General features: G+C 45.6%; 21 protein-coding genes, 1 tRNA gene and 1 pseudogene. 11 read left to right on the forward strand and 12 right to left on the reverse strand.

The genetic code is table 11. From position 1 onward, the window contains the following. The first annotated feature begins 93 nt into the window (after positions 1-93). Together DESME_RS09230 and DESME_RS09235 are read left to right on the forward strand one after the other, a co-directional pair. On the forward strand, positions 94-414 hold the full coding sequence (locus DESME_RS09230; RefSeq protein ID WP_006716214.1) for a helix-turn-helix domain-containing protein: 321 nt from the start codon (positions 94-96) through the stop codon (positions 412-414). A gap of 222 nt (positions 415-636) precedes the next feature. Then, positions 637-1,749 carry a hypothetical protein gene (locus DESME_RS09235; RefSeq protein ID WP_006716213.1) on the forward strand — a complete coding sequence of 371 codons (1,113 nt, stop codon included), beginning with the start codon at positions 637-639 and terminating at the stop codon, positions 1,747-1,749. Positions 1,750-2,044: 295 nt separating this feature from the next. Here the strand turns inward: DESME_RS09235 and DESME_RS09240 are convergent. The 3 genes and pseudogenes from DESME_RS09240 to DESME_RS15395 form a co-directional block, all read right to left on the reverse strand. Continuing rightward, a pseudogene (locus DESME_RS09240) lies at positions 2,045-2,284 on the reverse strand (ATP-binding protein); the annotation flags it as partial. Between the two features lie 9 nt (positions 2,285-2,293). After that, positions 2,294-2,728: an ImmA/IrrE family metallo-endopeptidase gene (locus DESME_RS09245; RefSeq protein WP_006716211.1), complete on the reverse strand. Its 435-nt coding sequence runs from the start codon at positions 2,726-2,728 to the stop codon at positions 2,294-2,296. Between the two features lie 12 nt (positions 2,729-2,740). Further along, on the reverse strand, positions 2,741-3,148 hold the full coding sequence (locus DESME_RS15395; protein WP_006716210.1) for a helix-turn-helix domain-containing protein: 408 nt from the start codon (positions 3,146-3,148) through the stop codon (positions 2,741-2,743). A 146-nt stretch (positions 3,149-3,294) separates the two neighbouring features. Here DESME_RS15395 and DESME_RS09255 point away from each other — a divergent pair, with 146 nt between their 5' ends. The 9 genes from DESME_RS09255 (at position 3,295) to DESME_RS09295 (ending at position 9,777) form a co-directional block, all read left to right on the forward strand. Beyond that, on the forward strand, positions 3,295-3,546 hold the full coding sequence (locus tag DESME_RS09255; protein ID WP_006716209.1) for a helix-turn-helix domain-containing protein: 252 nt from the start codon (positions 3,295-3,297) through the stop codon (positions 3,544-3,546). 111 nt (positions 3,547-3,657) lie between these two features. Next, positions 3,658-3,945: a hypothetical protein gene (locus DESME_RS09260; RefSeq protein WP_006716208.1), complete on the forward strand. Its 288-nt coding sequence runs from the start codon at positions 3,658-3,660 to the stop codon at positions 3,943-3,945. After that, positions 3,946-4,725: a recombinase RecT gene (locus DESME_RS15400; RefSeq protein ID WP_006716207.1), complete on the forward strand. Its 780-nt coding sequence runs from the start codon at positions 3,946-3,948 to the stop codon at positions 4,723-4,725. After that, positions 4,722-6,683 (forward strand): AAA family ATPase, encoded by a 1,962-nt coding sequence (locus DESME_RS09270; protein ID WP_006716206.1) that lies wholly within the window; start codon positions 4,722-4,724, stop codon positions 6,681-6,683. Before DESME_RS15400 ends, DESME_RS09270 begins: the two co-directional genes overlap by 4 nt. A gap of 83 nt (positions 6,684-6,766) precedes the next feature. Continuing rightward, on the forward strand, positions 6,767-7,120 hold the full coding sequence (locus DESME_RS09275) for a hypothetical protein (protein WP_006716205.1): 354 nt from the start codon (positions 6,767-6,769) through the stop codon (positions 7,118-7,120). Between the two features lie 19 nt (positions 7,121-7,139). Then, positions 7,140-8,198 carry a DnaD domain protein gene (locus tag DESME_RS15405; RefSeq protein WP_006716204.1) on the forward strand — a complete coding sequence of 353 codons (1,059 nt, stop codon included), beginning with the start codon at positions 7,140-7,142 and terminating at the stop codon, positions 8,196-8,198. A 112-nt stretch (positions 8,199-8,310) separates the two neighbouring features. Continuing rightward, positions 8,311-8,913 (forward strand): ATP-binding protein, encoded by a 603-nt coding sequence (locus tag DESME_RS09285; protein WP_006716203.1) that lies wholly within the window; start codon positions 8,311-8,313, stop codon positions 8,911-8,913. Positions 8,914-8,987: 74 nt separating this feature from the next. Beyond that, positions 8,988-9,329 carry a hypothetical protein gene (locus DESME_RS16290; protein WP_006716202.1) on the forward strand — a complete coding sequence of 114 codons (342 nt, stop codon included), beginning with the start codon at positions 8,988-8,990 and terminating at the stop codon, positions 9,327-9,329. A 34-nt stretch (positions 9,330-9,363) separates the two neighbouring features. Then, positions 9,364-9,777, forward strand: a complete 414-nt coding sequence (locus DESME_RS09295; RefSeq protein WP_006716201.1) for a hypothetical protein — start codon at positions 9,364-9,366, stop codon at positions 9,775-9,777. Between the two features lie 393 nt (positions 9,778-10,170). Here DESME_RS09295 and DESME_RS09300 read toward each other — a convergent pair. From DESME_RS09300 to ftsW, 9 genes are all read right to left on the reverse strand, one after another. After that, a tRNA-Pro gene (locus DESME_RS09300) sits at positions 10,171-10,247 on the reverse strand. Positions 10,248-10,319: 72 nt separating this feature from the next. Continuing rightward, on the reverse strand, positions 10,320-10,766 hold the full coding sequence (locus tag DESME_RS09305; RefSeq protein ID WP_006716200.1) for an ACT domain-containing protein: 447 nt from the start codon (positions 10,764-10,766) through the stop codon (positions 10,320-10,322). 136 nt (positions 10,767-10,902) lie between these two features. Beyond that, the gene (gene spoIVA, locus DESME_RS09310; RefSeq protein WP_025248749.1) at positions 10,903-12,387 is read right to left on the reverse strand and encodes a stage IV sporulation protein A; all 1,485 of its coding nucleotides are present in this window, start codon (positions 12,385-12,387) and stop codon (positions 10,903-10,905) included. A gap of 253 nt (positions 12,388-12,640) precedes the next feature. Further along, entirely contained in the window at positions 12,641-13,672 is a 1,032-nt protein-coding gene (locus DESME_RS09315; RefSeq protein ID WP_006716198.1) for an NAD(P)H-dependent glycerol-3-phosphate dehydrogenase, read from the reverse strand. 15 nt (positions 13,673-13,687) lie between these two features. Continuing rightward, positions 13,688-14,275: a glycerol-3-phosphate 1-O-acyltransferase PlsY gene (plsY, locus tag DESME_RS09320; RefSeq protein ID WP_006716197.1), complete on the reverse strand. Its 588-nt coding sequence runs from the start codon at positions 14,273-14,275 to the stop codon at positions 13,688-13,690. 8 nt (positions 14,276-14,283) lie between these two features. After that, positions 14,284-15,609, reverse strand: coding sequence for a ribosome biogenesis GTPase Der (gene der, locus DESME_RS09325; protein WP_006716196.1), 1,326 nt, complete (start codon positions 15,607-15,609; stop codon positions 14,284-14,286). Further along, the gene (locus DESME_RS09330) at positions 15,602-16,939 is read right to left on the reverse strand and encodes a radical SAM protein (protein ID WP_041483974.1); all 1,338 of its coding nucleotides are present in this window, start codon (positions 16,937-16,939) and stop codon (positions 15,602-15,604) included. Before DESME_RS09330 ends, der begins: the two co-directional genes overlap by 8 nt. Continuing rightward, on the reverse strand, positions 16,936-17,517 hold the full coding sequence (locus tag DESME_RS09335) for a hypothetical protein (protein ID WP_006716194.1): 582 nt from the start codon (positions 17,515-17,517) through the stop codon (positions 16,936-16,938). The genes DESME_RS09330 and DESME_RS09335 overlap by 4 nt, the downstream gene beginning before the upstream one ends. A 13-nt stretch (positions 17,518-17,530) precedes the next feature. Continuing rightward, positions 17,531-18,709 (reverse strand): putative lipid II flippase FtsW, encoded by a 1,179-nt coding sequence (gene ftsW, locus DESME_RS09340; RefSeq protein WP_006716193.1) that lies wholly within the window; start codon positions 18,707-18,709, stop codon positions 17,531-17,533. Positions 18,710-18,760 lie beyond the last annotated feature (51 nt).

Consider the following 18,760-nt stretch of genomic DNA (forward strand, 5'->3'; position numbering starts at 1 on the left):
AAAGTGAGGGGATAAATAATTAAAAACAATGGGGATAACTTCAAGCGGGGTTATCTCTTTTTTTATACAAAAAAACACACAGGAGGTAAGACCATGAGCCAGCGATTTTACAAGGTTTCACACGTTGCCGAGGTTTTGAATGTAAATTATTCAACCGTATGGCATTGGATTGACTCAGGGAAGTTATCCGCCTTGAAAATAGGGCGGAACTACCGAATCAGCGAGGAAGCTATTTTAGACTTTATTCGAGAGAGCATTAAATACCAAGACAAGAAGGAAGAGCAGAACCAACTAAAAGAGGGGCTGATGAAAAGTATTCTTAAAACCTATTACCCTGAGACTTTAGCAAAAGAACGGGTTGAGAAATTCAAGAAAGACCTTGAGCAATTAGAGAACCGACACAAAGAGGACTAATAAACAGTAACTAAAAAACCCCTCATCAAACCATTATCAAGGGATGAGGGGTTTTCAGGCGAGGGGTGTATATCAATGTCAAGACGTTTGAATAATTCTCAAGATGTTCGGAGATACCTTGCTAAATTAGCCGAACGACTTGAAAAGGTGAAACTCTCCCCAAGGGTTTGAAGGAAAGTCACCAAGTGTGTCGAATACCGTTAAAAAAAGGAGGGGAAAAATTTGTCAGCGGTTCAAAGAGAAACTCCCAGAGTAAACATGTTAAAAAACACGCCTAATTTTAGTCTTAGTACAAAACAATTATCATGGGCCCTCGCAATTGGTGGCTTAATCTTTTATTTTTTGCTAACTTTTATAACTGGCTTAATTCCTCAAATTAAAACAGAAGATCCCTTTTTAGAAAGATCATGGATTGAGTTTAGTAGAACACTTGTAGAAGTATTGAAACTATTAAGTGGAGTGCTTATTTCATCTGGAATAATTTCACTCTTGTTAGAACTAAGTACAATTAAAGATAATATGCTACATACGTATAAGCGACTTGTTAATGATATACTTCGTGCCGATTTTCAGTTAGACAGTTATTCATATAAGGTATTAGATGACTTCCACATTAAAATCATTGCTCAGAAACATACTAAAGTGCCAATTGATCAAATTCCGAATTCAATATACTCATTAGAGAAGAATTTAAATGATTTAATAGAAAGTCGGTATCTTGATTCAGACGAGGCGGTTTACTGGGTTACACCTGACTCGGAAAGAGGTGTTTTTCAAAAGAAAGTTAGGAAACAATACACAGTTATTAACAAATATAAACAAAAAAACCGGATAGATTTTAGACTTAGTATGGCCTTTGATGAAAAAATTCCTGAAGAAGAAAAACTGGATAAGTTAAAAATTACAGCATTTAAAATAAATACGACTGACCTTACGGAAAAAGCAAAGGAATATCTATCAGGATATTCTCTTCCCTTAAGATCATCAAATATATACAATTACTGCTTAGCTTTTAAAATGAATCTGCAAGAATGTGAAAAACATACTATAACGCTTGAATATGAATACGAAGTGCCGATTAGTGATTTCTCCCAAACACAGAAAAACTTATTACCTTGCAAGAAGCTAAGTCATCAAGTATATCTCATTGGAAAAGAACAGCAAGAATGGTCACTCCAGATGAATGGATTTGCACCTTTTTATTTTATGGGATCGGATTTAGCAGGAACTTTCGAAGTTAAGCAGAATACATTATATAACGTGGAATTCCATTTCAATCAATGGACATTACCTGGTGCAGGCTATGTTGTTTCATTCAATAAATTAATTCATTAACAAGGTTACCCTTACATAGTATGTAGAAACAAGAATTTAATAATGGAGGTTATGAGTATGTTAAGAGAAGAGACATTAAACTAATTAAGTAACTAATTAAGTAGCATTCCAAGATTTTTAGAAAAGAAGGTGCCAGATGAGCGCCTTCTTTTTTTCTTGATTAAATAACATAATAGAACTAAGGGTACTATCTTCCGTCTATATTAAATTGTAATAGAATGTTCCATTTTAAAAGCCTTCTTTAAATAAAATAGCTCTTACACTCATTAAATTATTAAAGAATATCCACTCTTTATAGAATTGCTACCATCGTTGCCGAGTGATGAGGTTGTCGAAACGGTCGGCTCGTGATGAGACTTCCACTATGGCCTAGTAACCCTGCTATACTATAGAGTTGAGTTACTTCTAAACTTTCGCTGCGACTTAAGAGCGGAAGAATCCCTGCATAAGCCTTAGCTAAGAGTGTCTTCCCCGACCTAGGAGGGCCAATAAGAATGCCCTTATTCTCCACAACCTCGGTCACTGCTAATGACCTAATTACCCCTCACGCCCCATACCCCTCGCCCTCTTCACAAGCGATGCAGGAAAGCGTATCGACCATCTCTTTCAGGCTGCGGCTGGAAGCTGCTTCTTTAAGCTGTGTTTTATACTCCCCTGCCTTTTCCCCCAGGACCAATTGACACGCAAAGAGATTCGCCTGATATTCCTGCTTAGGGTAAAATTGGGTCTTTTCCATAATGAACATAAAATTAGCTTCCGTATGAAATAAAAAATGGCCTAATTCGTGGCCACATACAAGCTGCGTCTCAATTTCGGTCAAGCCTTCATCGATCTGGATTATTTTATGCGTTCCCAAGGACATCGCAATCCCCTTGAGCGCTTTTAGCGGTAAAAAAATAACCTTAACACCTAAGTAAGCGGCGATATCCATCGGTTTCATGCCGCTTCGGGCAAGTTCCAGGGCCTTTTGGTATGACATGCGAGATATCACCTAGCTTTCCGGCTGTTTCTTGGCTCGCTCGTTTTTTAAGACTTCCCAAGCTGTCCGCAAAGCCAACATAATATCGTCTTTAACATCCTCATTCATGGGGTCGCCAAATAGCCGCAAGTTCGGCTGGTTGCGAATAAACTGCTCCAATTCAAGAGGGGCCGGCGGGTTACCCTTCTCCCACCAGGGAAGATTATCGCCTTCTTCACGTCCCAACAGGTAATCCACGGAAACACCTAAAAGGTTCGCAATCTTCATCGTCATCTCGAGATCAGGAGTGCGGTAACTTCGTTCATAACCGGACAAGGTCCCGATCTTAATCTCCAAGAGATTCGCCATGTACTCTTGAGTCCACCCCCGCTTTTCCCGCTCTTCTTTAATTCGCTTCGCCAGTAGCTTGTTATTTTCCATTAAATTATCACCCCTCTATAATATAGCATAACGCTTACTAGTTTTAAACATTCATAAGCGAAACGCTAAATATTTTATTGACATGCGCAATGCGCTTATATAAAATAGTTATGTAAGTAAGCGTTTCGCATAAAGGAGGTGATTCCATGTTCTCAGGCAGCCTTGTTAAAAAGGCCCGGGAAGACAGGGGGCTTAAAGCCTACTATATCGCAAGGAAGGCAAAAATATCGCCCTGGTACCTATCCATGATCGAAAACAACAAACGCTCTCCAGCGCTCGAAACGCTGCAGGCCATCGCCGATGCGGTCGAAATCGAGGTGACCGAGTTTTTTTTAGCCCCAAATGTAAGCGATTCGCTTAGTTCGAGTCAATCGAGCTATGACGATTCGCCCAAGTAAGAGGGCTGCACCCAAAAACATAGCGATGTAAATGTCCTCGTAACCCCCTGGTACACCCCTTAGTAAACTCCCTTTTAAGAAAATAGGTTCCCAAGAGAGGAGAGAAATTCAATGTCAGATCATGATTATTCCGTTAATGAAGCCTTAGCGCTTTTCAAGAAATCCTTGGAGCACTGCGGCCTAGAGAATGTCCATATCGCCGTGAACTCTCACGGCCTGACCCTTATGCAGAGCGTGACACTGGTCCAACATCTGCTTGCGGAGGGTTTCGGGCAAAACGTAACGCCAGCCAGCCAGGACTATCCGTATTCCAACCAATCCGGCCATTACTCTTGGTTGAATGTGGCACAGGGAAGCGACCAAATCAATCTTTTCTACGATACGGAGGTGGCAAGTTAAATGGCGATAACTCCCAACCCTATACCGGCTCAAGATGGCAGCCCGATCCCTAGTCCCGACGATATTGTCGGAGAACTGGCCCGGCGCAAGATCTATGCTGGCATCCCGGACGATGATGTTGCTTTGGCCCTGGCCCTCTGTCAAAAATATGGCTTTGACCCGCTTCTCAAACACCTGGTCCTCCTCGCCACCAAGGATAGAGACGAAACCACCGGGCAAGGACAAAAACACTATAATGCCTACGTAACCCGCGACGGCTTGCTGCATGTAGCTCACACGTCCGGCATGCTCGATGGCCTAGAAACAATCCAGGGCAAGGATGACTTAGGTGAATGGGCCGAAGCGGTCGTTTACCGCAAGGATATGAGCCGGCCTTTCCGCTACCGAGTCTACCTGTCCGAATATGTGCGCGAGGCCAAGGGCGTTTGGAAAACACATCCTCAGGCCATGCTCACCAAGACCGCCGAAGTTTTTGCGCTGCGCCGCGCCTTTGATGTCGCCTTGACCCCTTTCGAGGAAATGGGCTTTGATAATCAAAACATAGCCGGAGACACTGGACCGTCTCCAAAGACAGGATTTACTGAAAAGGCGGGTTTTACTGGGAATACAGATTTTTCGGCTGAGGCGAGTCTTCCTGGGAAGGCGCGATTTTCCACGGAAGCAGGACTTACGGACATGACTGTGATTCCTCCTAACCGGGTGACCGGGTCTATACCGGAAACCTCTCGACTAAACACCTCTGCCGGTTCCACGGGCAGACAAAGGAGGCAACTCTTTTGAAGATCAATCGCCTCCATCTAGAAAATTTCCGCAACCATCAAGAGACCACGATCGACCTTGACCGCCTCAACTTCTTCCTCGGTCACAACAACGCCGGCAAAAGCTCCCTTCTGGCCGCTCTGGAGTGGGGCTTAACCGGGAGGTGCCTGTGGACCGACAAAGCCGGCCGTGGTGCTTCCGACCTCATTCGCCAAGGTGAAAAACGCACTACTGTGGCACTGGAAGTCGAAGGACTAGGAACGGTCCTCCGCTCCCTTCCTCCCCACACGTTGCAGGTGGGACAAGCTTCCGGAGTGAATGAAGGACAGGCAAAGCTTCAAAACCACCTTGGCGTCGAGGAACCTCGTCTGCAGGCAGCACTCAACGCCACTGCCTTCTTGTCCATGAGCCAAGCCGAACAGCGCGCCTTTCTCTTTTCAGCCTACGGCCTTTCCTGGACTGTGGAGGAAGTCGTCGAGAAACTCCACGATTGGCTGGTCAAAGAACGCTTCAATCCGGAAGAAGCTCGCCGCTTGGCTGCAAAAGCTAAAAAATACTATCCCTCGGGAATCGCCGGCGGACCCGAAATCTTTGAAGCAATGGAAAAGCGCGCTCGAGAAGAACGCAAAGAGCATAAAAAGGCTAAACAACAGGTCGAAGCAGCCTTAGCTGAATTGAGTCAGAGTTGGCGCGCTCCGAGTATGCCTCTGGATTTAGAAGAGGCTAAAGGCCAACTCGCCGAGCTAAAAGCAAGACGAGACGAAGGGCTTAAAGTCTGTGGCGCTCTTCGCGAAATCCAGCTCCGACGGCAGACCTTACTCGAAAAAATCCCAGCCACCCAGGAAAAATTGACTGAGGCTCAGGATATAGCCCAAAGCCTAACTCAAGAGTTGGAAAGTCACCCCGATTCGGTAAAGGCTGAAACAACCTCTAACCCCATGGAAACCAACCTCCAGAATACACTTGACCAAGCCAAGACGGTTGCCGCAGCTTCCCAAAGCAAGCTCAATACCCTTAATCAAGCTGCTCAGTCACTCGCCTGCGAAGAACGTCGCTGTCCACTCGCCCCGGATCTTTTACCCTGCAGTCTTACCCAAGCCCAAGTGAAGGCCGTTTTAGAGAGTCTGCAAAACGAACATAACATAACCAGCCAAGAGCTTGCCCTCCAGGAAGCATCGATTCAAGACACTTCCCACCAATTGAAGATCTTAAGGACAAGCCTTGAAAAAAGCCGTGCTCATTCCAAGCGAATTCTTTTTCTTCAAACCGAATTAAACACTCAGCACTATTTGATCAAGACCCTGGAAGCAAGTCTTGAGGACCTAAAAACCGAAGTGAAAAACCTTCCTGAAGAAGATCCCTATTTCCTTGAGGACCTCGCCCAGCTGGAAAGCACCCTCACTCAGAGGGAAAATACGCTTGTCCAATATCACGAAGCTCAGATCCTCTCTTCGCGCCAGGCCTCCCTGCAGCACGACTTGGAAACGCTAACCCTTAACCTTGCTGACCTCGAAGTTCTAGTCAAAGCGCTCGGACCGGACGGGCTCAGAAAAGACCTGCTGAGCGGAATCCTCAATACCTTTGTTGAGCAAGTCAATAACCGGCTGGGGTGCCTTACGGTCGGGACTTACCACCTCAGCTTCTCTCCCGAGATGACGCTGCTTTGCTGTGCTAACGGGGGTCCCACTCTGCCCCTCAGGCTTCTTTCCAAATCAGAACAACTGCGGGTCGGTATCGCCCTCAGCGCAGTCTTTAGCCAAGCAGCCGGAATCCGTTTTTTAGCGATCGATGAGGCGGACATGCTGGATCAGGATAACCGTGACCTGCTCGCGGAAATGCTTCTGGACACCGCTGACGACTTTGACCAAATCGTCGTCTTTACCACAGTAGGCACTGTCCCGCCTCAAAATCCCGACCTGCCCGGAGTCAAGATGTTCTGGGTGGAAGACGGCTCAGTCCGTGGACTTCCGATTGGATAATTCATACTCTGATCCGGTACCACTAAGAGATGCCCTCACTCTTAGCGTACTCCCTCACCCTCTAAGGAAAGGAGTGATTGACAATGGCTCAACAGGAAGCACCCCCTTTATCTCCCCGTGAACAAGTGGTTCTGGACTCGATTCCCCTCGGGCACCAAAAAGCGATTAGCAGGCGAAGCTTAGCCGCGGTCACGCATCTCGATGACCGCTTGTTGCGCGTGATCATTTACAGTCTGGTCGTCGATCAGGGTTTCCCCATTGGCAGTTCCACTGGCCACGACGGCGGCTACTTTATCATACAGGATCAAGAGGATCTGGAAGTCGCCACTCGCCACCTTAAACCGAGGGCAAAAGCCATCTTTCGCCGAGCGCAAGCCCTCGAGAGGATTGCTCGGAAGCAATTTGACCAACAGGTAGAGATGGTATGGCCCGAGTGACAAACAGGAGGTCGGTATAGTGGCAGGTTGGATCAAACTTTGGCGCAAATTGATTGACAACGGGCACTTGAAGATGCCTGGGACGGCCTTCAAGCTATGGATCTATTGTCTGCTCGAGGCTGCTCCCTACCCCGACCTCAAGCGCAATCTCGCGATTGGTGAGCTATGGCTCAGTTATCAGAGTATCCGCGAGAATTTGGGAGAAGTCGATAAAAAAGTAAGCAATAGTACCGTATCGGCAGCGTTGAAATACCTTGAACAGCATGGGTATCTTACGCTCCAATCCCAACGATTCAAGGGGATCAAGGCTAAGGTCGTGAACTGGTCCGAATATCAAGCCCTCACCTATGCTTCCTCAGAACTCACGACGACTCAAGAAGCAACCGAGACTAGCTCACCCCTTCCTCCCCCACCTGTTGACGACTGTACTGTGAAAAACCGATTGACTCCTCCCGCAAGAGCCGAAAACGAGACTGAGCAAAAGAGGTCGACTCCCTTTCCCCGAACCAAAATCCATGAGATACGGAACCAACCGACTCCTCTTACAGGAGTCGACACCTCCTCGTCCAGTCGTCGCACGAGTACGCCTACAGTAGCCCACAACTCCTCCCAGAGTAGCCGACCGACTACTCCCACAGGAGTCGTGAGCAATCCTCAGCCTTACAACACCAAGGCTTCCAGCACAGACAAGAACTCTATTAATAATGATAAAGAGAATAATATTAAGAATATTAATGTTGTAGTTAAGGTTGCCGCCGATTTTGCAAATGAATTTGGAAGGCCTCTTTCCCCGAATGAAATAAAACAGCTTGTCTATTGGCAAAAATCCTTTTCGGAGGATCTGATCAAGGAAGCCCTCTCCCTCGCCTCACTGCAAGACAAGCACACCCTTGCCTATGTCGGAGGAATTTTAAAAAATTGGTCGCGTTCCGGTCTAACCTCAATCGAGGAGGTCAAACGTGAGCAAGCGAAGCCCCGCTCAAAAAGAAGCCCAGAAGGAAGGAAACGCAATGTCCAAGCTAAACCCGGTTATCACCCTGACGAAGTCGACTGGGCCAACGAACCCAATACCCTTTAGCGCAACCCGATCAACCCGGGCAGCCCGAGCAAACTGCAGCCCCAGCCAAAGTTGCCTGGTCGAACTCACAGGTCATCCCGGATACTGTGATCAATCAGAAACGACTTGCCCCTTGAAACTGCAGGCCCTGTTCAAGACCCTGACACGCTGCGGAATTCATCAGCGTTTTCTCAGCTCCAGCTTTGGACAGATCGAAGAAATTGAGATTCCGCAGAACCTTCAGAACCAATACCGCCAGATCAAAGCCTATGCCGCACACTTAGAAGAAAATATCAAGGCAGGCCGTGGACTTCTCCTAAAAGGTGCTGTCGGGACAATGAAGACCACCCTAGCTGTAGCCGTTCTTAGAGAATACCTTGACCACGGAGGTGAGGGCTTGTTTCTGACCATGTCCGGCCTACTTGATAATATATTTACACTCAAAGCAAAAAGCATGAATCAATGGGCTAGATTCGAGCAACAAATTCGCGATACGCCCTTGCTCGTGCTTGACGACCTGGGCGCAGAACATACCGAAGGCTGGGTATTAACCAAAGTCGACTCCATCATCGCTGAACGCTACAACCGCTGCCGCTCGATCGTTATCACGACCAATCTTTCCACTGCACAGCTGCGCGGTGTGTATGCCGAGCGGGTCATCGACCGCCTGCGTTCCACTTTGGAAATCATTAACTTCAGCGGACCAAGCCAACGGCGATCCCCTTTTGCTGAATAAACAGTCCCTGGTCAAAACTTCTGTTCAAGATCACTTAACGTCCTAAGCAATAGGTTAAAAATAAGGAGGAAACCATGAGAAAAGCAGATTTTAAAGCGCGTATCAAAAAAATCGAGATCGTGAATAGAGTACTCAGTGACGGCTGGGCTCAATCCATCCGCGTCATTCTCGAGGAAATCGATTTGACCAATGAAAATCTCCTCGAGTTAAAACAATTCATGCCGAATGAAGATGTCGTTGTTGAAATTACTCCCGTGCAGCCCAGCCTTTTCGAGGACCAGGATATAAAAAAGCTCCAAGAGAATCCTCTAATCCAGCAGGACGATCTGACCCACGAAGAGGAGCAAGCCCTGAGCTTTTCCGAGGAGGAAGAAGATCCAAATAACGAAACCCTGGTTAAAGGATGGACGTTTTAAAAACGTTTTAATCTAGAAAGGAGAGGTTTACCGCATGCTTCCTGCGATAAATGAGCAACACCTTGCGATAGATGAACAACACCTTCTCGCTCAAATTATGAACAGGGATTTAATTTATACTGAGCTACAAAAGGAGTTCCAAACTGCCCAAGCACTGGTCTCCGAAGTTAAAACCTTATCCGCCGAACTCCTGGAAACCCTCAACACCTTAAAAGACGAGACTGAAAACCGATACCTCAAATTTGAAGATTTACCCGACTATGTCGATATCAAAATCCTTAAGACATATCTTAAAGTCGGAACGAACCGGATCTACGAACTGACGAATACCTCGGGATTTCCTACACATGTTCCCTACGCCAATGGCAAAAAAGTCTATGCCAAAGCAGACGTCATAGAATGGTTAGAGCATAAAGAAAGGTCCCTGAAGGGTAAAGACAAGTCGTAATTCCTATCTCCCCAATCTAGAAATGAGTTATAATTTATACCTAGCGCTTCTCTGATGAGGCGCTATCTTTTATTCGATTGAATGTTACGAAATTGACCATTAAAATGATTACTCCCGAACCTTGCTCACGGTAGACCAGAAATAAAAAGCAAGCTGTTTCAACAGCTTAACAGCTTGCGGATAATAAAGAAGGCTTGGCTAGCGCTAAAGTGATAGCTTAACCGCCTTATCCTGCCACGAATAAGTCATGCAGCGTAGGAGGAAAGAAAGTCGCTGGTTGCACTTATACTATCAACCGATAGAAACTTATACTTTCCTGATAGAATAAAAAAGCCTCTCCGAAGAGAGACTTTTTTATTCTATCAGGAAAGGCCAAACGCCTTAATATACAATTGGTCGGAGCGACAAGATTTGAACTTGCGACCTCTACCACCCCAAGGTAGCGCTCTACCAAGCTGAGCCACGCCCCGACATATTAACTATCCCTTACAGAAGGGACTTATATAAGTTAACATACCCAAAAAGAAAATGCAAGTAAAATTTTAGTTCTGACCGATAACCTCAATCTTACGTACTCCTTCTATCTCGCTCAAACCGACTAATAAATGCTCAGGCGTATCCACCATATCCGCTGTATCAAACGCAATTGAAACATTAGCTATTCCTTGCAACGGGATACCTTGATTAATAGTTAAAACATTACCCCGAAAGCTTGCAATAAAATTTAAGGTATTGGATAACACACCTGCTATATTTTCAAGAATCAAAGAGATCGTAATAATTCGTTCTTTGCTCACCTCATAAAAAGGAAAAACTCCGTCCTTATACTTATAAAAAGCACTGCGGCTGATACCGGCCCTTTCAGCTGCATCATTAACGGTAGCGCAATCCCCTTTGGCTAACAATTCTTTGGCCTGAGCCGTTTTTACGATAGCATCAGGTAATATATCCTTGCTTACCATTAAAAAATCTTTATTGCGATTAGCCATATGCGCTCTCTCCCATTTTCTTTCGAATCTAGAATAAGTATAAGCAAACGGCTGTGAATAAGCAATAAAGAAAACTTACCTTCTATAAAAGTCACAACCCCGCAGCACGAATGATGCGAGGTTGCGTTACCTTCTCTTAAATGATAATACAAATGAGCCCGCCGTTGCCATCATTTACGATCCGTTGCAACGTATCCTGAAGTTTATGTTGAGCATTCTCTGGCATCCGATAAAGTTTGTTTTGCACTCCTTCACGAACTAAATCATGGAGTGATTTACCAAAGATATTCGATTCCCACACTTTCTTCGGATCGGATTCGAATTCATCAAGAATATAGCGTACGAGTTCTTCCGCTTGTTTTTCCGTTCCGATTAGCGGCGTGATTTCGGTGGTCACATCCGCCCGGAGGATATGCAAGGAAGGGGCACTCGCTTTGAGCTTAATTCCATAGTGTCCTCCCGACTTAACTAGTTCGGGCTCTTCAAGAAACATTTCTTCAAGAACAGGCGTTACAACCCCATAACCATTAACCCGTACTTCTTCAATAGCAGGAGCCAGCTTATCCCATTCTTTCTTCGCCTTACTGTAATCCATGATTAAGCGCAGAAGCGTATGCTCTCCTTCAACTGCGACTCCTGTCATTTCTTCGAGAACATCCTTGAATAGCCCCTCAATTGCAGTCATCTCAATATCTGCGACTCCCGTTCCAAGCTCCATCTGTTTTAGCAGAACATCTTGAGCTTGGGGACATTCTGTCAATTTATCAAGGGCTTGATCAATGTCCCGGACGCGGCGAATTCCTTCTATAGATTGGCGCACAGCCTCTTCAAAAGCTGCACGAACAGGATGACTTGGATCGAGTTCTTCAACCCACTTCGGAATTTCAATGTTCACTTCAGCTACCGGGAATTCATAAAGCACTTCTTCTAAGATTTGGATGATATCTTCATTGGTCATCTCTAGGCAATCCACAGGAATTACGGGCACCCCATATTTCTCTTCCAAAGTGCGAGCCAATTCCATCGTATGTTCAGCATAAGGTCTTGTTGTATTTAAGACGATCACAAAGGGTTTGCCTAGTTGACGTAATTCTGCGATAACGCGCTCTTCAGCTTCAACATAATTATCTCTCGGTATATCAGTGATCGACCCATCCGTCGTTATAACAATTCCTAGAGTAGAATGATCGGTGATTACTTTACGTGTTCCGATTTCTGCAGCTTCTTGAAACGGAATAGGTTCTTCACTCCAGGAAGTCCGAACTAACCGGGGTTCTTCCCCGTCCTCAGACTCATAACCAATAGCTCCTTCTACTGCATAACCTACACAATCCACTAACCGAACTTTCATTTGAATGTTCTCACGAACTAAGATTTCGACGGCATCTGATGGAATAAACTTGGGTTCCGTCGTTGTAATCTGTCTACCCGATCCACTTTGAGGTAGTTCATCATTAGCCCGTTCCCGCTCAAACACATCCATAATATTGGGCAAGACCAGGAGATCCATGAAACGTTTGATGAAGGTGGACTTCCCAGTGCGGACTGGCCCAACGACTCCGATGTAGATATCGCCCCCGGTGCGCTCGGCAATATCTTTAAAAATATCCATTTTTTCCACAAAATTCCCTCCCTTATTGAGTGCTGTCCCAAAACCGGGGAAGGGCCCCACCTTTTTTCTCCCTTCCACCTCCAAGTGGCAAGACATAACTGGACTAGCACGTTACGCAGTATAAGTATATTGATCATTTAGCGTAAATATGTCAGCAATCGAAAAAGAGGAATCATTTTTAGAGCAAAAAAAGAGTCCACTCTACACTGAACGTTACGTTCACTGTAAAGTGGACCCTTAAAAGTAGCGATATGACCCTATGTTACTTGTCTAAAGTCCTTTGAGCAAGCGCGATCTGAGCGACTTCTTCAAGTTCATGCTTTTTACCGCGCATCATCAAATTAGAAACCGCAACTTTGGGATCACTGCCTTCAAAAAGCACACGATAGGCCTCTTCGATGATGGGCATACTAATTCCTCGATCTAGGCTCAGTTCATAGGCGACTTTGGTCGTTCTCACGCCTTCAACGACCATATCGACCTCTTTAAGAACTTGATCTAAGGGTTTTCCCTGCCCTAAGGCAACCCCGGCCCGCCGATTCCGGCTATGTAAGCTAGTACACGTCACGATCAAATCCCCTACCCCGGATAATCCCGCAAAGGTTAAAGGATTGCCGCCCATTACTGTACCTAAGCGAGCGATTTCGGCCAGTCCGCGGGTCATCAAAGCCGCCTTGGTGTTATCTCCAAAGCCAAGACCTTCTGCAATTCCCGTACATAAAGCAATAACGTTTTTCAAGGCTCCTCCGAGCTCAACTCCAATCAGATCGGGATTCGTATACACTCGAAATTTCGGAGTCATCATCAGCTCTTGAACCTTTTCTCCTGCTTCGCGATTATCTGAGGCCACAACTACAGTTGTAGGCATATCTCGGCCGACTTCCTCTGCATGACTGGGGCCTGAAAGCACGACGATCGGATGATCGGGTAATTCTTCCTTTAATACTTGGGAAAGGCGCTTCTGAGTTCCTTCTTCTAACCCTTTAGCCGTATTGACAATCAAGGTGTTGGGATGCAAATTCGGGCGTAAGAGACGGGCTGTACTGCGAACAGCATGAGAAGGTACACTCAGGATAAGCAAGTCAGCATTGCACCGTGTCAAATCTGTTGTCGGTTCGAGCGGTTGAGGTAAAACAACGCCCGGAAGGTAGCGAAGATTTTCACGACGTTCGTTCATCTGCCGGATTTCTTCATCATTTCGTCCAATTAATGCTACTGAATTTCCGGACTTTGCCATTAAGACGGCTAAAGCGGTTCCCCAACTTCCAGCTCCATAAACAGCGATGTGCTTCATTCTCCCTCACCCTTTCTATTTCTTCTCACCAAACCGATTCTCGGTCCCATTCAGAACGCGCTGAAAGTTTGTCCGGTGCCGAAGCACGACTAAAAGCGAGGCAACCACTGCAAACACGCAATACGCTGTTGGCTCATGAAAAATAAAAACACAGACCAATAAGGTTAGAGCGCCTACGACGGAGCCCATGGAAACATACCGCGTAAAATAAACAACGGCTATAAAAAGAATGACCGCTAGCAGAGTAATCTTTGGCATTAAGACAAGAATTGTACCGAAGCCAGAAGCGACTCCCTTACCACTCGGCTTAAACCCGAAAAAGGGATTCCAACTATGTCCTGCCATGGCTAGCAAGCCGCCGATGATTCCTCCCCAGGGGCCCCAAAAACTATATCCCAAACCAGCCGCTAAGGCGCCCTTTAACGCATCTCCAAGAAGAACAGCAATTCCCCATTTAACCCCTAACAAGCGAAAGGCATTGGTTGTCCCCATATTGCCGCTTCCTTGCTTACGCACATCAACCTTTTTAACTCGTCCTGCCAAATAGGCGAAAGGAATAGCCCCTAAGAAATAGGCAATAATGAAAATCCCATATCGTCCCATCCTAGATCTTACTCCTTCTCTTCATCTTTCTGGCGAATTACGAGGTGAATCGGTGAGCCCTCGAAACCAAAGCTTTTACGGATTTGATTTTCAAGATAACGCTTATAGGAAAAATGCATCAAATCAGCATCATTAACAAAGCAGACAAATGTCGGGGGTTTAACCCCAACCTGGGTCATATACAGAATTTTGAGGCGTTTACCTTTATCTGTCGCGGGTGGATTGAGATGAACCCATTCTCGGACCAAGGTATTGAGCGTTGCTGTTGCAATCCGAGTTGAATTTTGTTCAGCCACGAAATCGACCAGTTCGAGCAAACGATTGACCCGCTGACCTGTCTTGGCCGAGATAAAAAGCGTGGGCGCGTAGCGCATAAAACCTAACTCTTCACGAATTTCGTTTTCAAAGCGATTCATCGTTTTATCGTCTTTATCTACGAGGTCCCATTTATTGACGACAAGAATGATTCCCTTTCCTGCTTCATGTGCGTAACCGGCAATTTTCTTATCTTGCTCAGTAACTCCCTCAGTGGCTTCGATCAACATCAAAACAACATCACAGCGGTCCACTGCCCGCAAGGAGCGAGAGACACTATAGCGTTCTGTAAGTTCATCGATTCTACCCTTGCGTCGCATCCCTGCGGTGTCAATTAAAATATAATGCTTGCCTTCATGTTCGAAAGCGGTATCAATCGCATCCCGGGTTGTTCCTGGAACGTTACTCACAATAACGCGTTCTTCCCCTAATAAGGAGTTAACTAAAGAAGACTTTCCGACATTCGGGCGGCCAATCGCGGCGATCTTGATAATGTCTGGATCATACTCTTCTTCCTCTTGAGAAGGAAAATGAGTAAGGACTTCATCGAGCAAATCCCCAATATTCATCCCATGAACCGCTGAGATCGGAATCGGTTCTCCCAAGCCTAATCTGTATAATTCAGATAGCTCAGCATTGGCAAAGCTCTCGATCTTATTCGCAGCCACGACCACGGGTTTACGGGATCGACGCAATGTTTGCGCGATCATTTCATCATCAGGAGTAAGCTCAAGCTGGGCATCAACCACTAAAACAATGACATCGGCCTCTTCAATCGCAATCTCGGCCTGTTTTCTCATCTGAGTAGGGATTGACGTCTGCTCGTTTCTAAATTCTATCCCACCGGTATCAATAATGGTAAACTTTCGTCCCAACCATTCAGAATCACGGTATAGGCGGTCTCGCGTCACTCCTGGACGGTCTTCGACAATAGCCACTAATCCCCCTGCTAACCGGTTAAATAAAGTGGACTTTCCCACATTTGGACGACCTACAATTGCTACAACGGGTTTACTCAATGGTTTCTCCCTCCAAAACTAAGCCAGTTACTGCCTCAATAAAAGCAGCGCCATGGTTTTCCACAATTAGGGGCACTCCATGGACCTTTTCAGCTAGCCAAGTCACACTTTGATTATCTAAGAAAATATCTTCATCTGATTTAAGCATTACGCTGGGAATTAAGAAAATCTCGCCGTTAAGATCTGGCAACTGCTCTGCAATATCCTGAGCGGTCAGCAATCCAGCAACTGTTACTGACGTGCCAAAAAAACGATTTTCAAGCGTATGCAAATTTAGGTTTAGGCCTGTGTATTCATCAAACCGATGAAGGATTCGTTGAAAGAACGGGGTAGCTGAAGTCCCTGTTAAAATATGCACTGTTCTCTCAGGTATGGCTTGAGGCAGTAAGCGAAGTTTATCTTCAACCTCCGCGAGAAACTTACTCGCCATGCCTACTCCATTTTCCAATTGGGGAAAATCATCATAGACTTCGACACCTGGAAAATCGAATCCAGCTTGTGCATAAAATTCATCTGAAAAATACACCAAGCGCCGGCCAGTTGCTTGAAAATATTCGGCCTGCCAGCGTTCTCCTTGCTCAAGAATATGTTGAGACTCTTCCTTTGTAAAGCCCCGTAAGTCAGGGAGTCCTTGCCGATATCGAGTCAGCCCGACCGGCACCACCGCGATGGATTGGACTGCAGGATAGAGCTTTGCCAACTCACTCACCGTTTCCTCGAGAACTCTACCATCATTATACCCCGGAACCAGAACAATTTGCGCATGAATCGTAATCCCTGCTGCGGCTAATTTAGCAAATTGTATCGCTAAGTCTCCTGCCTTCGGGTTTTTCATCAAGCGAACGCGTTCCTCAGGACTCCAAGCATGGACAGATATATAAAGCGGGCTTAAATGCATATGCAGAATCCGGTCAAATTCCGTATCACTTAAATTAGAAAGGGTAATAAAACTTCCCTGGGTCAAAGAAAGACGATAATCATCATCCTTATCATATAAGCTTGCTCTCATTCCTTCCGGCATTTGAGCAACAAAACAGAAAAGGCAATTATTTTTGCAGAGCTTCAAACCTTCAGCGCTCACCGCTTGTACTTCGAGACCGAGTTCTTCGTCTAAATCACGCTCAATCTCGAGTTCCCAGACTTCACCCTCTTCTTTCTCGACCAAAAGCGTGAATTCCTCATCGGCCGTAAGATACTGAAAGTCTATAATATCTTTAAGCTCTTGTTCGTTGACGGCTAAGATCCGATCCCCGGGAACAATCTCCATTTCCTCAGCAATACTTCCCGGTTGAACGTCAGCCACGACTAAGCCTTTGGGCACAGTCTTCATTCCTTCTCACTCATTTCTATTAATACATCGTTCCTTTTCTTCCTTAACGTGCGTGCGCAAGCGACAGTAGATAAAAAAATCACACTCAAATTCCAAAAGAAAGGATCAGGCAAATCATAATGTCGTACAATACCCTGAAATAAGAAAACGGATATTCCTAAATCCAGCAGGATTCCTCCAATCAAAGCCAACCCCATCCCCCAGAAATCCCGGCTCGTGATCAAGGCTACGAACACGACAATTGCCCCAAAAAACCATTGATCTCCTTTAACAATACCCGGTTCATTCACTGCAAACAAATTCTGAGCAACCAAAGCAAAGGCTGTTACTAAAGCAGGTAAGAATTTGCGTCCGTTTGTGTTCTTCAAGGCTACTCCGGCAAAGAATATCATGACCAACACCCGTGAAAAATGCCAGTGATAAGCGCCCTTCCAAGGAAAAAGACCTTCCAGGAGGAATCCGGTAAACCAGGCAATCCACAAGCCTCCCCAGAATCGTCTCGAGAATCGAGCTCTTTCTAACCATAAGGTATATACCCCTAAAACGAAGATAAAATACTCACCCAGAGGGAAAATCAAGTCTGCTCACCCCCTACTGACTTATCGACTTGACTTCCCCTATTATGCCCTTCAAATCTGTATTGAGACGTGCATAACATGAAATATTCATCAAAATTCCAATCTCTGCTAAGGTAATCACTAAAGAGCTTCCCCCGTAGGAAACAAGGGGTAAAGTCACTCCGGTAACCGGCATAACCCCTGTTACCACAGCTAAGTTCATTCCCGTTTGAACAGCGAGTGAAGTCGTAACTCCAAAGGCCAATAATCGTCCAAAACGGTCCTCGCATTGGCGGGCGATATAAAAACCACGAGCATATAATACAACGAACAAACCGATCAAAAAAAGAGTCCCGATAAGTCCAAGTTCCTCCCCAATCACTGCAAAGATCATATCCGTGTACGTTTCTGGGAGAAAACCATATTTTTGCAAACTATGTCCTAACCCTACCCCAAAGATTCCACCGGAACCAAAAGCAATCTGGGCATTGGTTATTTGGTAACCTAAATCACTCGCGTATTTCCACGGATCCATCCAAGCCAAAATTCGATTCCATTGATACTCTGTATGACGAATTAAATAGAAAAGTGGAATCGATACACTGGGTATCGCAATCAAAAACCAGCGCGTTGGGAGCTGAGTCTGCCAGAGCATCGCAAACACAGTGATGGCTATAACCATAGTCGTCCCTAGATCAGGCTGCTTATAGACCAGTCCTAAAATCAGGATGATGAACGCACCTGGAATGACAAAGTCGCGTAATTTTTTAACAGGAAAACGGTCTAAGACATGGGCTAAAAAGAGAATGACTGCCAATTTCGCTATTTCTGAGGGCTGTACGTTTACAGGCCCCATCTTAAGCCACCTTGCCGACCCCTTAGCCACTTGTCCTGCACTCGTAAATAGTACAGCGACTAACAACACAACACTGAGGACAATTACAATTCCCGAAAAGCGGCGCCAAATTCTATAGGGTAATTTGGCCATTAAAAATGCAACTCCCCCACCTAAGATAGCCCATTTAAGTTGTTGCATAACATAGAAAAAAGAATTTTGATTCGATGTCGTGTTGAAGCTACGTACAGATCCCGCAGTGAGCACCATAATTAAACCAAAAGCCAAGATGGCTAAAGTCGCTAAGATAAGAGGAAAATCGATTCCCTGTTTAGGCGCAGGGTATTTTCCCTGGACACCTTTTCGTCGCTTTGGCACCGCCTATCACTCACTTTTTCGAGAAATGCATTTTTTGAAGTGCAAGAAACG

Source organism: Desulfitobacterium metallireducens DSM 15288, from assembly GCF_000231405.2.
Lineage (GTDB): Bacteria > Bacillota > Desulfitobacteriia > Desulfitobacteriales > Desulfitobacteriaceae > Desulfitobacterium_A > Desulfitobacterium_A metallireducens.

Bases quoted from the DNA above. Each gene is read 5' to 3' on its own strand.
- DESME_RS09230 (WP_006716214.1), top strand. From the start codon at position 94: ATGAGCCAGCGATTTTACAAGGTTTCACACGTTGCCGAGGTTTTGAAT.
- DESME_RS09245 (WP_006716211.1), bottom strand. From the start codon at position 2,728: ATGTCATACCAAAAGGCCCTGGAACTTGCCCGAAGCGGCATGAAACCG.
- DESME_RS15395 (WP_006716210.1), bottom strand. From the start codon at position 3,148: ATGGAAAATAACAAGCTACTGGCGAAGCGAATTAAAGAAGAGCGGGAA.
- DESME_RS09255 (WP_006716209.1), top strand. From the start codon at position 3,295: ATGTTCTCAGGCAGCCTTGTTAAAAAGGCCCGGGAAGACAGGGGGCTT.
- DESME_RS09260 (WP_006716208.1), top strand. From the start codon at position 3,658: ATGTCAGATCATGATTATTCCGTTAATGAAGCCTTAGCGCTTTTCAAG.
- DESME_RS15400 (WP_006716207.1), top strand. From the start codon at position 3,946: ATGGCGATAACTCCCAACCCTATACCGGCTCAAGATGGCAGCCCGATC.
- DESME_RS09275 (WP_006716205.1), top strand. From the start codon at position 6,767: ATGGCTCAACAGGAAGCACCCCCTTTATCTCCCCGTGAACAAGTGGTT.
- DESME_RS16290 (WP_006716202.1), top strand. From the start codon at position 8,988: ATGAGAAAAGCAGATTTTAAAGCGCGTATCAAAAAAATCGAGATCGTG.
- DESME_RS09295 (WP_006716201.1), top strand. From the start codon at position 9,364: ATGCTTCCTGCGATAAATGAGCAACACCTTGCGATAGATGAACAACAC.
- DESME_RS09305 (WP_006716200.1), bottom strand. From the start codon at position 10,766: ATGGCTAATCGCAATAAAGATTTTTTAATGGTAAGCAAGGATATATTA.
- DESME_RS09315 (WP_006716198.1), bottom strand. From the start codon at position 13,672: ATGAAGCACATCGCTGTTTATGGAGCTGGAAGTTGGGGAACCGCTTTA.
- plsY (WP_006716197.1), bottom strand. From the start codon at position 14,275: ATGGGACGATATGGGATTTTCATTATTGCCTATTTCTTAGGGGCTATT.
- DESME_RS09330 (WP_041483974.1), bottom strand. From the start codon at position 16,939: ATGAAGACTGTGCCCAAAGGCTTAGTCGTGGCTGACGTTCAACCGGGA.